At 57.1% G+C, this 13,583-nt stretch carries 13 protein-coding genes; 8 read left to right on the top strand and 5 right to left on the bottom strand.

Features of this window, described 5'->3' with window-relative positions; genetic code table 11:
• Positions 1 to 42: 42 nt before the first annotated feature.
• From ACP7AJ_RS11555 to ACP7AJ_RS11540, 4 genes are all read left to right on the top strand, one after another.
• The gene (locus ACP7AJ_RS11555) at positions 43 to 1,110 is read left to right on the top strand and encodes a hypothetical protein (RefSeq protein WP_426060358.1); all 1,068 of its coding nucleotides are present in this window, start codon (positions 43 to 45) and stop codon (positions 1,108 to 1,110) included.
• 126 nt (positions 1,111 to 1,236) lie between these two features.
• A complete protein-coding gene (locus tag ACP7AJ_RS11550) occupies positions 1,237 to 3,468 on the top strand; it encodes a prolyl oligopeptidase family serine peptidase (RefSeq protein WP_426060357.1) in 2,232 nt (743 codons plus the stop codon).
• 74 nt (positions 3,469 to 3,542) lie between these two features.
• On the top strand, positions 3,543 to 4,622 hold the full coding sequence (locus ACP7AJ_RS11545) for an LLM class flavin-dependent oxidoreductase (protein ID WP_426060356.1): 1,080 nt from the start codon (positions 3,543 to 3,545) through the stop codon (positions 4,620 to 4,622).
• 32 nt (positions 4,623 to 4,654) lie between these two features.
• Positions 4,655 to 5,167, top strand: a complete 513-nt coding sequence (locus ACP7AJ_RS11540; RefSeq protein WP_426060355.1) for a hypothetical protein — start codon at positions 4,655 to 4,657, stop codon at positions 5,165 to 5,167.
• A gap of 143 nt (positions 5,168 to 5,310) precedes the next feature.
• Here ACP7AJ_RS11540 and ahcY read toward each other — a convergent pair whose 3' ends face one another.
• On the bottom strand, positions 5,311 to 6,630 hold the full coding sequence (ahcY, locus tag ACP7AJ_RS11535) for an adenosylhomocysteinase (protein WP_426060354.1): 1,320 nt from the start codon (positions 6,628 to 6,630) through the stop codon (positions 5,311 to 5,313).
• A 136-nt stretch (positions 6,631 to 6,766) separates the two neighbouring features.
• A complete protein-coding gene (locus ACP7AJ_RS11530) occupies positions 6,767 to 7,528 on the bottom strand; it encodes a DUF4397 domain-containing protein (RefSeq protein WP_426060353.1) in 762 nt (253 codons plus the stop codon).
• 155 nt (positions 7,529 to 7,683) lie between these two features.
• Between ACP7AJ_RS11530 and ACP7AJ_RS11525 the strand changes: the two genes are divergently transcribed.
• The 4 genes from ACP7AJ_RS11525 to metK all read left to right on the top strand — a co-directional run bounded on the left by ACP7AJ_RS11525 (position 7,684) and on the right by metK (position 11,810).
• Positions 7,684 to 8,295 (top strand): hypothetical protein, encoded by a 612-nt coding sequence (locus ACP7AJ_RS11525; RefSeq protein ID WP_426060352.1) that lies wholly within the window; start codon positions 7,684 to 7,686, stop codon positions 8,293 to 8,295.
• A gap of 29 nt (positions 8,296 to 8,324) precedes the next feature.
• Positions 8,325 to 9,536: a class I SAM-dependent methyltransferase gene (locus ACP7AJ_RS11520; protein ID WP_426060351.1), complete on the top strand. Its 1,212-nt coding sequence runs from the start codon at positions 8,325 to 8,327 to the stop codon at positions 9,534 to 9,536.
• A 74-nt stretch (positions 9,537 to 9,610) separates the two neighbouring features.
• A complete protein-coding gene (locus ACP7AJ_RS11515) occupies positions 9,611 to 10,345 on the top strand; it encodes an SDR family NAD(P)-dependent oxidoreductase (RefSeq protein ID WP_426060350.1) in 735 nt (244 codons plus the stop codon).
• A 202-nt stretch (positions 10,346 to 10,547) separates the two neighbouring features.
• Positions 10,548 to 11,810, top strand: a complete 1,263-nt coding sequence (gene metK, locus ACP7AJ_RS11510; protein ID WP_426060349.1) for a methionine adenosyltransferase — start codon at positions 10,548 to 10,550, stop codon at positions 11,808 to 11,810.
• Positions 11,811 to 11,912: 102 nt separating this feature from the next.
• Here the strand turns inward: metK and hpf are convergent, their stop codons facing one another.
• From hpf to rpsU, 3 genes are all read right to left on the bottom strand, one after another.
• A complete protein-coding gene (hpf, locus tag ACP7AJ_RS11505; protein ID WP_426060348.1) occupies positions 11,913 to 12,218 on the bottom strand; it encodes a ribosome hibernation-promoting factor, HPF/YfiA family in 306 nt (101 codons plus the stop codon).
• A 36-nt stretch (positions 12,219 to 12,254) separates the two neighbouring features.
• A complete protein-coding gene (locus ACP7AJ_RS11500) occupies positions 12,255 to 13,133 on the bottom strand; it encodes a tyrosine-type recombinase/integrase (protein ID WP_426060347.1) in 879 nt (292 codons plus the stop codon).
• A 165-nt stretch (positions 13,134 to 13,298) separates the two neighbouring features.
• Complete coding sequence (gene rpsU, locus ACP7AJ_RS11495) at positions 13,299 to 13,493, bottom strand: 30S ribosomal protein S21 (RefSeq protein WP_035564799.1); 195 nt, start codon at positions 13,491 to 13,493, stop codon at positions 13,299 to 13,301.
• Positions 13,494 to 13,583 lie beyond the last annotated feature (90 nt).

Genomic DNA, 13,583 nt, shown 5'->3' with positions numbered 1-13,583 from the left:
GTACGTTTCGTACTTTTCGGTTTCCAACTACTTACCTAGCGCATGATTTTCCGCCACCTGCTTTTCGCCTGCGTCACCGCCCTGCCCCTGCTGGCTTCTGCCCAAACGCCCCTGGGCCAGCCCTCGATTGACGAATCCAAGGTGCAAATCTGGTGCGCTACCGTGCGCTTCGTGTACGACGATGCCGGCCGGCCCAACCTGAAAAGCACCGTGCGCTGCAGCGGCGCCAACCTCGATGCCCTGGCCGCCAGCATACGCCCCGATAGCTTGCGCGTGTACAGCGTGCTCTACCAGCCCATTGAAGGCCGCGGCAGCATTTACGTGGGCAAAAAAGACAACCCCGCCCGGCTCGCGGCACTCACCAAGGCCATCATCAGCAAGCTGAAAGGCTCCCCAGCGCGCCGCCGCGACCCCGACCGCATGGCCCGCGTGGCCGCTCTCGAAACGGCTCTCAACAACTACGTGCTCAGTGGCACGCCTCCCGGCGACGTGCCCGCTGCCATGATGCCCGAAAGGGCCGATACCACCGCCACTGCCAGCAGCACCCTAGGCCCGGTAGAAGCGGCCGAAGCCCAGGCCGCCGCCGAACGCGACGCGGGTGGCGGCGCGGCGGCACAGGCGTCCACCGGCACGGAAAGCCTCCTCAACCGCTTTGCGGCGCCCCTCGCCCTCATTCTGGGCATCCTTAGTTTGGTGCTCTACATTATGCTGCGCGTGACACTGGGCCACTGGCGTCGGCAGCAGCGCCGCGAAACCCTCACCGCCAAGCAGGCTGCCACCGCGGCCCAGGCCGCCGCGGCAGAAACCCAGGCTGCCGTCGCCGATTCGGCTGCCCGCCTCAAGCGCGCCGAAGCGTTAGTGCTGGCCACTACCCCTGCTCCCAATGCTGGCACAGTAGCCCCCGCGGCGGACCACCTCAGCCCCGCCCAGCGCTTGGAAGTGGAACGCTTGGTCAGCCAGCGCGTAGATGAAGAGCTGCGGTGGCTACGCGCCAATCTACCCGAGCTTATTGCAGCGGCCACCACGCAACCCGCTGCTGCAGTTGCAGTTGAGGAGCCTGTCGGCAGCCACTCGCCCAAAGCCGTGGCCGACGACGTTCAGTTGGATTAGAAGCGCGCGGGCTTCATTCCGCGCATAAAATTTGCTAGATGACCTTACACACTCCGACGCTTTTTTGAGCGGCGCATGCGCCTGTGAGCGGTAATCGGTCCAACACTATTCTTATCCTCTGTGTTTATGAAAGCTGTCATTCCTTTGTTTGCCGCGCTGGCAGCCATGGCAGCCTGCCGGGCTACCTCAAAACCCGAGCACAACACGCTGCCCAGCAACCAGGCCCTCACCGAAATGACGAGCCCCGAACGCGGTGAACCCAGCCGCCGGGCTGGGCTCGCCCTCCTTGCCACTCCTCCCGTGAAATACCCCGAATCCCGCAAAGCCGACGTTGCAGATACTTATTTTGGCACCGTCGTTTCCGACCCGTACCGCTGGCTCGAAGACCTCGACTCGCCCGAAACCAAGGCCTGGGTTACGGCCCAAAACGAAATCACCTTCGGTTACCTGAACCAGATTCGCTTTCGGGACAAAATACGGGAGCGGCTCACCAAAATCTGGAATTACGAGCGCTACGGCGTGCCAGAGCAGGTGGGCGAAGAGCTGGTGTTCAGCAAAAATGACGGGCTGCAAAATCAAGCGGTGGTGTACCGCCAGCGCGGCACCGAGGAACCCCGGGTGTTGCTCGACCCCAACAAGTTCTCCAAAGAAGGCACCACGGCGCTGGCCGGTATGGAGTTCAGCAACGACCACCGCTACTTGGCCTACGCCACCAGCGGCGGCGGCTCCGATTGGCACAAAGTCCGCATCCTGGACCTGAAAACCAATGAGCTGCTTCCCGAAGAGCTGAACTGGGTAAAAGTATCGGGCACCTCCTGGACGAAGAAAGGCTTTTACTATAGCCGCTACGATGCCCCCAAAGCCGGCGAAAACAACCTGTCGGGCAAAAACGAATACCACAAGGTGTATTTCCATGAGCTGAACACAACTCAATCGGCGGATAAGCTGGTGTACGAAAACCCCAGAATGGCCTTGGGCTTCCGCATTGCCGGCGCCACCGAGGACGAACGGTTTCTGAGCCTCTACCTTACCGACGGCAAATCAGACGGCAACCGCCTGCAGGTGCGCGACCTCACCGACCCCAAGCAAGCCGCCACCTGGACCACGCTCGTCTCCTCCTACGAATTCAACAACACCGTCATCGGCAACGTGGGCGGCGAGGTGTTGGTGTATACCAACTACAAGGCCCCGAACTACCGCGTGGTGCGCATCGACCCCAAAAAGCCGCAGGAGGCTTCTTGGCAGGAGGTACTGCCCGAGAGCAAAAACAAGCTCGAGAGCGTGAGCCACGTGGGCGGCCGCCTCGTGGCCGATTACCTGCACGACGCCAGCTCCCAAGTGAAGGTATACTCTGAACAGGGTCAGTTTCAGCACGACGTGAAGCTGCCCGCTATTGGCACAGCCAGCGGCTTCGGAGGGCGGCGTACCGACAAGGTGGTGTACTACGCCTTCACCTCCTTTGCCTACCCCACCACGATTTACAAATACGACCTGGCCACCAATACCAGCACCGTATTTCGGGCCCCGAAAGTGGACGTGAACCCGCAAGACTACGTGACTACCCAAGTGTTTTACCCCAGCAAGGACGGCACCAAGATTCCCATGTTCATTGTGCACAGAAAAGGGCTGACGCGCAACGGCAAGAACCCGACGTACCTCTACGCCTACGGCGGTTTTAACGTCTCGCTCACGCCCGGCTTCTCGGTAGCGCGCATGCTGTGGCTCGAAAACGGCGGCATTCTGGCCATTCCCAACCTGCGCGGCGGCGGCGAGTACGGCGAAGCATGGCACCAGGCCGGCATGACGCCCAACAAGCAGAACGTGTTCGACGACTTCATCGCCGCCGCCGAGTACCTCAAAGCCAACCAGTACACCGACTACGACCACCTCGCCATTGCCGGTGGCTCCAACGGTGGCCTGCTGGTGGGCGCCACCATGAACCAGCGCCCCGACCTGTGCAAAGTGGCCCTGCCCGCCGTGGGCGTCATGGACATGCTGCGCTACCAGAAGTTTACCATCGGCTGGAACTGGGCTCCCGAGTACGGCACTTCCGACAACCAAGCTCAGTTCGAAAACCTGCTGAAATTTTCGCCCCTGCACAACCTCAAGCCGGGCACCAGCTACCCCGCCACCCTCATTACTACCGCCGACCACGACGACCGGGTGGTGCCCGCACACTCCTTCAAATTCGCCGCCGCCCTGCAGGCCGCCAACGCCGGCCCCAACCCCACCCTCATCCGCGTAGACGTGAACGCCGGTCACGGCGCTGGCAAAAGCACCCAGCTGCAAATCGCTGAGTGGGCCGACGTGTGGAGCTTCTGCTACGCCAACATGGGCGTGACGCCGACGGTGCAGTAATACAATCAATCAGCCACCAAGGCTAGTAACCATCAGCATTCTTTTGTACCGATAGACGGAGCTTGTGCGCCGGTATGTTTTTTCTTACTACAAAAAGCAACTTTATGGAATTAGGCATCAGCTCATTTGGTGAAGTGTCACCTGCTCATGTTTCCGGCGGCGACCACACAGCGGCCCAACGCATGCAGGAGCTACTGACCCTGGCCAAGCTGGCCGATGAAGTGGGCCTCGACGTGCTCGCCTTGGGTGAACACCATCGCCCCGATTTTATCATCTCAGCCCCGGAGGTTATCCTCGCGGCGGTCGCCGCTATCACTAAGCGCATTCGGCTTTCCAGCGCCGTCACGGTACTAAGTTCCGCCGACCCAGTGCGCACTTATCAAAACTTTGCCACCGTGGACCTGATTTCCAATGGCCGCGCCGAGATACTGGCCGGACGGGGCTCGTTCATTGAATCGTATCCTTTATTTGGCTACGACCTTAACGACTACGATGAGCTGTTTGTCGAGAAGCTGAGCTTGCTGCTGAAAATCAATGCCAGCGAAGTGATTTCCTGGCAAGGCAAGCACCGCGCCGCCATTGCTGCCCAAGGCGTATACCCGCGCCCGGTGCAGCCCAAGCTACCAGTCTGGATTGGCATTGGTGGCACGCCCGCTTCGGCCGTGAGGGCGGGAAAGCTGGGCTTGCCTCTCACCATTGCCATCCTCGGCGGGGCACCCGAACGCTACGTACCCTTCGCGGAGCTGTACCGCGAATCAGCCCAGCAAGCTGGTCACGACGCCGCTCAACTGCCCTTATGCCTCAACTGCCACTTCCACGTAGCGGACACGTCCAAGCAAGCGGCCGATGAGTTTTTTCCGCCCTACTCGCAGCTCATGAACCGCATAGGCCGCGAGCGTGGCTGGTCGCCCATGGACCGACGGCACTTTGACTTTCTGTGCGGGCCTGAAGGGCCGCTATTTGTGGGCACGCCTCAGGAAATCACCAATAAGCTCTTAAACCTGCACCAGCTCTTCGGCAACACCCGATTCTTGGCGCAGCTGGTGCTGGAAGGCATTCCCCACCAGAGCGTTCTGCGCTCCATTGAGCTGTTTGGCACCCAAGTGGCACCGACGGTGCGGGCGGAGTTGGGAGTAGCCCAACCGGCTGGCTAACTTCTTCTTTCTACTTTCTTGTCTTTGTAACTATGCTCAACATTATATGGTCAGTATTAAATGTGGCCTTGGCGTTGGGTTTCGTCTACTTTGCCTTCAGGGCCGTGCAATTGGTGAAGCAGCACATTGGCTTAGGAGCTGCCCTGTTTCTAAGTGTTACTCTTCTCATAATTGGCTGCAGCAAATCGGGCAAGCCTACCTCATCGGGCTTGCCTTCCCCAAACCTGCTGTCTGGGGTGCCAAAAGATGCTTCATTAGGTAACGCCAGCGCCATTCAACACATCAACCTAGGTGGCACCAATACATTATTCCTGCGGGCTGAGTATTGGCTTGATAATGGAATCATCCGACCGCGCGGGCTTTACGCCGGCGTATCTGGTTGGATGAGCGGACACGATTGGGAACCTGTATATGGACGGCTCGAACCACAGGGCTCACAGGTGCGGTACACGGCTATGCTACACCACCATTGGTCGTTGTTGGGCTTACGTGTGTTCACCCTAAGCAGCAAAGTGTTTGAAGGCGTTATGCCCCCAAGAAAATAGAGATAATGGGTTTGTAACCTAAGTTTTGCAGCAGGAAAATTATTGCGAATAGCCGTACGTATCGGTCAATCTGTAATTTTAAATCACAAAAAAACGCTTGGGGGTCAGCCAAGCGTTTTTTTGTGGTAAAGAGTGAAATGAACCTAGTAGCGGTATAAATCCGACTTGAACGGACCTTCAACCGGCACCTTGATGTAGTCGGCCTGCTTGGGCGTGAGCTCGTCCAGTTCTACGCCGATTTTGGCGAGGTGCAGACGGGCTACTTTTTCGTCCAAATGCTTAGGTAGGGTGTACACCTGGTTCTCGTACTGGCTGGCATTCTGCCACAGCTCCAGCTGGGCCAGGGTCTGGTTGGTGAACGAGTTCGACATCACGAACGAAGGGTGGCCGGTGGCGCAGCCCAGGTTCACGAGGCGGCCTTCAGCCAGAATGATTACCTCTTTGCCTTCGATGGTATAAATGTCAACTTGGGGCTTCACCGTGTCCTTGGTGTGGCCGTAATTGCCGTTCAACCACGCCATATCAATCTCATCGTCGAAGTGACCGATGTTGCAGACAATAGCCTTGTCCTTCAGGCTGCGGAAATGCTCTTCGGTGAGGATGTCGCAGTTGCCGGTCGCCGTCACCACGATGTCAGCCTCCTTCACGGCGTTGGTTAGTTTCTTAACCGCGTAGCCGTCCATGGCCGCCTGCAGTGCGCAGATGGGGTCAATTTCCGTCACGATAACGCGGGCACCTGCGCCGCTCAGCGAAGCGGCCGTGCCTTTTCCTACGTCGCCGTAGCCAGCCACAACAGCAATTTTGCCGGCCATCATCACGTCGGTTGCCCGACGAATAGCGTCCACAGCCGACTCTTTGCAACCGTACTTGTTGTCAAACTTCGACTTGGTTACCGAGTCATTTACGTTGATGGCCGGGAAAGCCAACGTGCCGTTTTTCACCCGCTCGTATAGACGCAACACACCGGTAGTAGTCTCTTCCGAAACACCTTTGATGCCAGCCGCCAACTCGGGGAAACGGTCCAGCACCATGTTGGTCAGGTCGCCACCATCGTCCAGAATCATGTTCAGGGGCTGGCGCTCTTCACCGAAGAACAGCGTCTGCTCGATGCACCAGTTGAACTCTTCCTCGCTCATGCCCTTCCAGGCATACACCGGGATACCGGCAGCGGCAATAGCCGCGGCGGCATGGTCCTGGGTCGAGAAGATATTGCACGACGACCAGGTTACCTCTGCGCCCAACGCCTTGAGGGTTTCAATGAGTACCGCAGTCTGGATGGTCATGTGCAGGCAGCCGGCAATGCGCGCGCCTTTGAAAGGCTGGGCAGCACCAAACTCCTCACGCAAGCTCATCAAGCCAGGCATTTCAGCCTCGGCCAAGCGGATTTCCTTGCGGCCCCATTCGGCCAGGCTCATGTCCTTTACTTTGTACGGAACGTACGTTTTCGTCGTGGTTTCCACCATGATGCAGGTTAGTTGTTAATTCGCGTTTCAACCCCAAAGGTACTGGGTTTGTTCAAAAGCGCTGACTGAAAAAAGCCCGCGTCGGTTAAACGCGGGCTTCTCTTATATTAAACAGAGCAATAAGAATTGCTTCCGATTAATTGTTCTGAATGATGACGGCCTGGGGCTGCTGAGCCACCGGAACGCCACTGCCCATAATGCCCCGCACCACAATGGTGTAGATTTTACCGGCTTCGTAATTTTTAGTACCCGTGCCAGTGCCCGTGCCATCACCTACCGTCAGCACCTGCGTCCGGGGGCCCGTCGGCAATGAACCGGCGGTAGTAATCGTCAGGTTGATGGTGCCGGCCGTTAGGTTCGTGAAGTTGGAGGCCGCCCCAAAAGCTACGTCTCCGCTCACAGGGGTACCGTTGGCAGTAGGAACTGGATTGGGAACCGTCAGCTGTACCGGGCTGGGCGCGCCTACTGCCAAATGCACCACCCGAACCTTAACCTGTCCCGTGGGCGGGGCAGTCAGGTCATCGGGAATTGTAAGCACCGCTGCACTGCCAATGGTAGCGGTAGGTGAGTAGACAAACACCGAATAGTTCTGGTCTTTGGCCACCGTTAGGCCCTGCGATGCAATTGACTGCGCGCCGTTGTTGAGGCGCAAGGTTGGGGTACCAGCATTCACGTTTAGGTAATCACTGGTTTGACCGTAATTGAGTTGGCTTACCTGCTGGTCATTCACAAACGCGGTTATCTGCGTATTAGCCGCGGCGGCGGCATGCGAAATCCGCACCTTGCCTTGGTCGGGGGCTGGAGCGGCTGGTTCGTCGTCTTTGCCGCATGCGGTCAACAACATGGTAGCCGGCAGAAGAGCCTGAAAGGCACGGCGGAGCATGAAAGATGTTTCCATAAAAAATTTCAACTGTAAGAGTGAAGCCTGCCAACCTAAAACGACCAGCCGGCCCGGCCTGAACGTACAACAGGCCTGCTTTGTTGGCTGTTAAACAAGAAAACAAGGCTTCGCCCTTGCCAACGGGGCCTTTACAGCCCCTGTATCTTTGTCCCATGCCCGAAAATTTTCAACTGCCCCTGCTCCATCGGCGACTGTGCGGCGCGGCTGTCATGGCCCTGTTTTTTTCTTCTTTAGCATCTGCTCAGGCGCCGAAATCCCCCGCTACTATTCGTCTGAGTCCAGAAGATGCCGAGCGTGGACTCAATGGCCACCAGCACAACTTCAATTTCCTACCTCCCGGCCAGAGCGACAACCAATACCAAAATGCTGGCTTTTTCGGCCAGAAGCTTAAGCCCTACCTGGCCGGTAATGCCGAGGCAGTGGCTTACCTGGACAAATACCGCCGCCAAAAAACCATTTTCCTGATTGACCGGGTAGTGGCTGTGGGTGCCTTTGGCTTATATGGCCAGCAAATTTTTGCCCACGGCGAAGCGCAGTATTTCAACAACACCCAAAAAGTGGCCATCGGGGTTTTCGCCACGAGTGTGCTGGCCACCGTTTTTATCAACCGCAACACCAATAATTACATGCAGCGGGCGGTTTCGGCGTACAATGCAGGCATTGCTCGGGGCAGCTTATGGCCGCGCTTAAAGCCCACTTCCGTGGGCCTAGGCACCTCGCCAATGGGGCAGCCGCTGCTGGCTTTGCGCTGGACAGTACGCTAAAGGCCCCGTTTCATCGTATAAGTTTATCCATGGAATACCCCTTGCCCGAAGCGGCCAGGCGCTACGTGGCCGCGCATCTGCACGACGACCCCGCCCACCTGGCCCTCCAAGCCCGTCGCCACCCCGGCCTGCCCGTACCCGAACTGGTCCGACAGATTCAGGCCCGCCAGAAGGCCCGCACCAAGCTGCCCGAGTGGGCCGATAATCCGGAGCTGATTTTCCCTCCGGCTTTGTCCGTCGAACAGGCTTCATCAGCTCGCACCGCGGCCTTCAAAGCCAACTTGGTCGATGGCGAACGACTAGCCGACCTTACGGGTGGTTTTGGCGCCGATACGGCCCATTTTGCTGCTCGGGTGAGCCAAGTCGACTACGTGGAACGCGACCCCAAGCTGGCCGCTATTGTCACCTATAATTTGGCTCAGCTTGGAGTTCAGAATGTGACAGTTCATGCCGAAGACGCGCTAGCATTTCTAAAAGGCACTCCGCATCACTACGACTGGCTTTATCTCGACCCCGCCCGGCGCGATACCGCTGCCCGCAAAATTTTCCTGCTGCGCGACTGCGAGCCCGACGTAGTGAAGCTCCTGCCTTTGCTGCTGCACAAAGCCGATAAAATCCTTCTCAAAACCTCGCCCATGCTCGACATTGAGCATGCCGTGCAGGGCCTTGGCCACGTGCGCCGCCTTTGGGTGCTGGCCGTCGACAACGAGGTCAAGGAAGTGTTGTACGAATTGGGCCAGGAGCCCGCCGTCGACCCCGAACGCTACGCCATCAACCTGCGCCGCGACGGCACCCAGCAGGAGTTTCGCCTCAACCGCGCCCGCGAAGCCCGGGCCACGCCCCGCTACGCCGAAGCGCAACAGTTTCTCTACGAGCCCAATGCTGCCGTGCTCAAAGCAGGTGCCTTTCGCAGCATTGGCACCGCATTCGAGCTTTTGAAGCTTCACCAGCATAGCCACCTTTATACTTCCGATGTGCTACGGGCCGATTTTCCGGGGCGCATCTTTCGGGTGCGGGCCGTTGAGAAGGCTGACGGTGCTGCCCTAAAAGCATATTTGGGTCCGGAAGCCCGTGCCCATGTCACCACACGCAACTTTCCTGAATCGGTGGCAGACTTCCGACGCCACACGGGCATCCGCGAAGGAGGCGAGCTTTACCTCTTCGCCACTACCGACCTGCGGGGCCGGCCCGTGGTGCTGGTGTGCGAAAAGCTGCAGCCCCCGGTGGTTGGCATTGCTTAAACCTAATCACGGTAAAGGGCTTTTCGTAAGAGAGGCCCGTTTCAGCACCGGTCTTTTTCACTAACCTTGTTACGATGCGATTTACAGACAAAGTGTGCTTGGTTACGGGCGGAACTTCTGGCATTGGCCGCGCCACCTGCGTGCGGCTGGGAGCCGAAGGAGCCATGGTAGTGGCGCTGGGACGCGACGCAGCCCATGGAGACGAAACCGTTGACATCATCACGAAGACCGGAGGAAAAGCGGTTTTCTTGGTCTGCGACTTGGCCGATTCTCAAGCCATTGCCGATACTGTGTATGAAGTAGTAGTGAAATACCATCGGGTAGACGTGCTGGTGTGCGACGCCGCCATGATGACCTTTGAACCACTCGCAGACTTACCGCTGGAAAAGTGGGATACGCTGATGCTAGTTAACCTGCGCTCATTGGCGCAGCTCACCCAACTTTGCCTGCCGCACATGCCAAAAGGCAGTGCCATTGTAGCCATCAGTTCTGTACATGCCCACCAAACTACGGCCGGTGTAGTGCCCTACGCCACCAGCAAAGGCGCCATGGAAGCATTTGTGAGGGGAATGAGCCGAGAACTGGACTTTCACCAAACCCGCATCAACGCCGTAGCGCCCGGCGCCGTGGATACGCCCATGCTTTGGAGCAACCCTAATGTAAAGAGCGGCAACGAAACCATTGACGAAGCAACGGTGGGCAAACCCGAAGAATTAGCTGCGGCCATTGCCTTTATGGCTTCCCACGAAGCTAGCTTTATCCACGGTACCACGCTGACCGTAGATGGAGGTCGCTTGGCCCAGCTCTAGCTGCTCTTTCCCAAGCTTTGCTCTTGCGCAGGGTTAACTATTTCTTTTCTATCCGCGCTGACAATGGTTGTCCTTATATGCTACAGGGTTCACCTGTAACGGTTGATAGCTTGTATTTCCGTAGTTTTGCAGCGCAACCCCTAATCCAACATGGTTCAGGCGGGGGCCTTTCTCTTTCCTCTTTGCACTTTTCGCGCTTTCAATGCCCTATCTGTTCACTTCCGAATCGGTTTCGGAAGGCCATCCCGATAAAGTCGCTGACCAGATTTCCGACGCCATCCTCGACGAGTACCTCCGCCAGGACCCCACCGCTAAAGTTGCTTGTGAGACCCTCGTAACTACGGACTTCGCCCTTGTTGCGGGCGAAATCAAGTCCACTGCCCACGTCGATGCCGAGCCCATTATTCGCGAAACCATCCGCCGCATCGGCTACAACAAGCCCGAATACCTTTTCAACGCCGAAACCTGTGAGGTGATGAACCGCCTGCACGAGCAGTCGCCCGATATCAACCAGGGCGTGGAACGCGCCAAGGATGAAGACCAGGGCGCCGGCGACCAAGGCATGATGTTCGGCTACGCCAGCCACGAAACGGCGAACTACATGCCGTTGGCCCTGGACCTCTCGCACCGCCTGCTGCAGGAACTGGCGGCCATCCGCCGCGAAGGCCGCGACATGACCTACCTGCGCCCCGACGCCAAAAGCCAGGTTACCATTCGCTACTCCGATGACCACCGCCCCGAGGCCATCGACACCATCGTTATCAGCACCCAGCACGACGAGTTCGACGGCTCCGAAAATGTGATGTTGGACCAGATTAAGTCCGATGTCCTCTCCATACTCATCCCACGCGTAAAAGCCGGGTTGAGCGCCGATGCCCAGGGCCTGTTCACAGACCAGATTACCTACCACATCAACCCCACCGGCAAGTTTGTAATCGGTGGCCCCCACGGAGACTCGGGCCTTACCGGCCGCAAAATCATTGTGGATACTTACGGTGGCAAGGGTGCGCACGGCGGCGGAGCCTTCTCCGGTAAGGATTCCTCCAAAGTAGACCGTTCGGCAGCTTACGCAGCCCGCCACATTGCCAAAAACTTGGTAGCGGCCGGCGTGGCCGACCAAGTGTTGGTACAGGTAGCTTACGCCATTGGCGTAGCCCAGCCTGTAGGGGTTTTCGTAACCACCTACGGCACCACCAAAGCCAAAGGCAACACCGGAGCAACTCTCACCGATGGTGAAATTGCGGAGAAGGTAAACAAGCTGTTTGACCTGCGCCCTTACGCCATTGTGCAGCGCTTCGGCCTACAAAACCCCATTTTTGGCCAGACCGCAGCGTACGGCCACATGGGCCGTCAGCCTGGCACCGTGCAGACCACCATGAAAGATGGCAGCGTAAAGACCTTCGAAACCTTCACTTGGGAGAAGTTGGATTACGTGCCTCAGATTAAAACCGAATTCGCCCTCTAGCCTGCGCTTCCACTCGAGCCGAACAAGGCAGGTTATAAAAAGGCCCCGTTTGCGTCGACGCAAACGGGGCCTTTTTATTGGTATACTACAGTACGCTATGTGCTACACTTTGTAACTGAGAGTTTTCTCCTTATGCCGGGTGATTTGGCGCCGCAAGCTCTCGGCAGCGGCATCAGCGGCGGCTTCAAATGAGGCGGCATCTTCTTGGCTAAAGAGCGTGCTACCGGGCACAAGCAGCTTTATTTCCACAGTTTTATTGTCAATTCCATCCTTGTTATTGAGGCGCATAATAACCTCGCCACCGGTTACCTTATCATAAAAAGTCTCGAGCTTATTGAGGCGTTGCTGCACGAAGTCAAGCAGTTTTTTGTCGGCGTCGAAGTGCACCGAATGCATCTGTACTTTCATAAAGCAGTTGGTTAAATGGTAAAAGGATAAACAAAATCAAGCCCGTGGATGGGCCTGTTCAAATACGGATTTTAGCCTGTCGACGGACAGATGCGTGTACACTTGCGTGGCTGCCAAACTAGCGTGGCCCAATAGTTCTTTGATGGAGTTGAGGTCAGCTCCTTTGCCTAACAAATGCGTAGCAAAAGCATGCCGCAGTGCATGTGGGTGTTGCTGCGCTTTCGAGGTGGTAATCTGGCTTAAGTAGCGTTGCACCGTTCGATACACGAATTTCTCGTACATCGGCTCGCCTTTGTCAGTAAGCAGCAGTGGGCCCGCAGTGGCACCAAACTCGTGTGCCCGCCGCGATTGGTAGTGCTCTATCACCAGCTTTAGCGAGGGATTTAGGGGGACCAGTCGCTGCTTGTTGCCCTTACCAGTGACGCGCACCGTGCCAGCTCCCAGGCTCACGTCTTCCGCATGAATGCCGATGAGTTCTGACAAGCGAATGCCGGTACCGTAAAGCATTTCCAGCACCAGTTGGTCGCGCTGGCCAGCAAAGTCGTCTCCGAAATCGAAAGAATTTAATAGCCCATTCAGTGCCTCCTCGGGAACAAACTCGGGCAGCTTCTTGGCCATTTTCGGCGCCTTGATGCGCAGCATGGGGTTAGCCGCGATGCTCCCGGTACGCAACAGAAACTTATAGTAGGAGCGCAAGCAAGCTACTTTTCGGTTTACAGTGCGCGGGTCCAGGTTTTGCTCCATCAGTTCAACCACCCAGCCGCGAATCAGCGGGTGCGTGGCCTGCGCCGGGTCGGCTAGTTCGAAAGCCGACTTCAGATAAGCTGCGAACTGCCCCAGGTCCGTTTGATATGAGGTCACCGTGTGCGGGCTGTAGCGCCGCTCAAAGCGCAAATAATCGAAAAAAGCATCCATACCAACACCAAATATGCCCAGCGTCTGAGCCGGGCATCCAATGTACTGGTTTTTTATTTTCCGTCAAATAAACCGCTGCCGTATGGACGCGAAAAAACCGGCCGGCTTGCTTATTAAAGCAAACCAGCCGGCTTTAGCAATGCTAACGGTATCCGAAGCTCCGGACTATTCGTTGGGCTGGCCGTAGGTGGCGAGCTTGTAAACAGCCTTCTGCTTCATTTTACGCTCCGTGATGCTGGGCTTCTGGAAGAAGGTACGACGACGCAGCTCTTTCAGCACGCCGGTGCGCTCAAACTTCTTTTTAAAGCGCTTCAGAGCGCGGTCAACCGATTCGTTGTCTTTGATTTGAATGATAATCATATCAGGGAATGAGGGAGATTTTCAGGAGGGGAGCCGAGTAAATCGGGCCGCAAAGATAAGTAGAAAAGTTTAAGATTCCGAACACTCTAA

The sequence above is a fragment of the Hymenobacter sp. B1770 genome, from assembly GCF_049896385.1.
Taxonomy (GTDB): domain Bacteria; phylum Bacteroidota; class Bacteroidia; order Cytophagales; family Hymenobacteraceae; genus Hymenobacter.
The sequence above is the reverse complement of the archived record's forward strand: the minus strand, read 5'-3'. Positions and strand labels throughout refer to the sequence as shown.

Bases quoted from the DNA above. Each gene is read 5' to 3' on its own strand.
- metK (WP_426060349.1), top strand. From the start codon at position 10,548: ATGCCCTATCTGTTCACTTCCGAATCGGTTTCGGAAGGCCATCCCGAT.
- ACP7AJ_RS11515 (WP_426060350.1), top strand. From the start codon at position 9,611: ATGCGATTTACAGACAAAGTGTGCTTGGTTACGGGCGGAACTTCTGGC.
- ACP7AJ_RS11540 (WP_426060355.1), top strand. From the start codon at position 4,655: ATGCTCAACATTATATGGTCAGTATTAAATGTGGCCTTGGCGTTGGGT.
- ACP7AJ_RS11545 (WP_426060356.1), top strand. From the start codon at position 3,543: ATGTTTTTTCTTACTACAAAAAGCAACTTTATGGAATTAGGCATCAGC.
- ACP7AJ_RS11520 (WP_426060351.1), top strand. From the start codon at position 8,325: ATGGAATACCCCTTGCCCGAAGCGGCCAGGCGCTACGTGGCCGCGCAT.
- rpsU (WP_035564799.1), bottom strand. From the start codon at position 13,493: ATGATTATCATTCAAATCAAAGACAACGAATCGGTTGACCGCGCTCTG.
- ACP7AJ_RS11500 (WP_426060347.1), bottom strand. From the start codon at position 13,133: ATGGATGCTTTTTTCGATTATTTGCGCTTTGAGCGGCGCTACAGCCCG.
- ACP7AJ_RS11530 (WP_426060353.1), bottom strand. From the start codon at position 7,528: ATGGAAACATCTTTCATGCTCCGCCGTGCCTTTCAGGCTCTTCTGCCG.
- ahcY (WP_426060354.1), bottom strand. From the start codon at position 6,630: ATGGTGGAAACCACGACGAAAACGTACGTTCCGTACAAAGTAAAGGAC.
- hpf (WP_426060348.1), bottom strand. From the start codon at position 12,218: ATGAAAGTACAGATGCATTCGGTGCACTTCGACGCCGACAAAAAACTG.
- ACP7AJ_RS11555 (WP_426060358.1), top strand. From the start codon at position 43: ATGATTTTCCGCCACCTGCTTTTCGCCTGCGTCACCGCCCTGCCCCTG.
- ACP7AJ_RS11550 (WP_426060357.1), top strand. From the start codon at position 1,237: ATGAAAGCTGTCATTCCTTTGTTTGCCGCGCTGGCAGCCATGGCAGCC.
- ACP7AJ_RS11525 (WP_426060352.1), top strand. From the start codon at position 7,684: ATGCCCGAAAATTTTCAACTGCCCCTGCTCCATCGGCGACTGTGCGGC.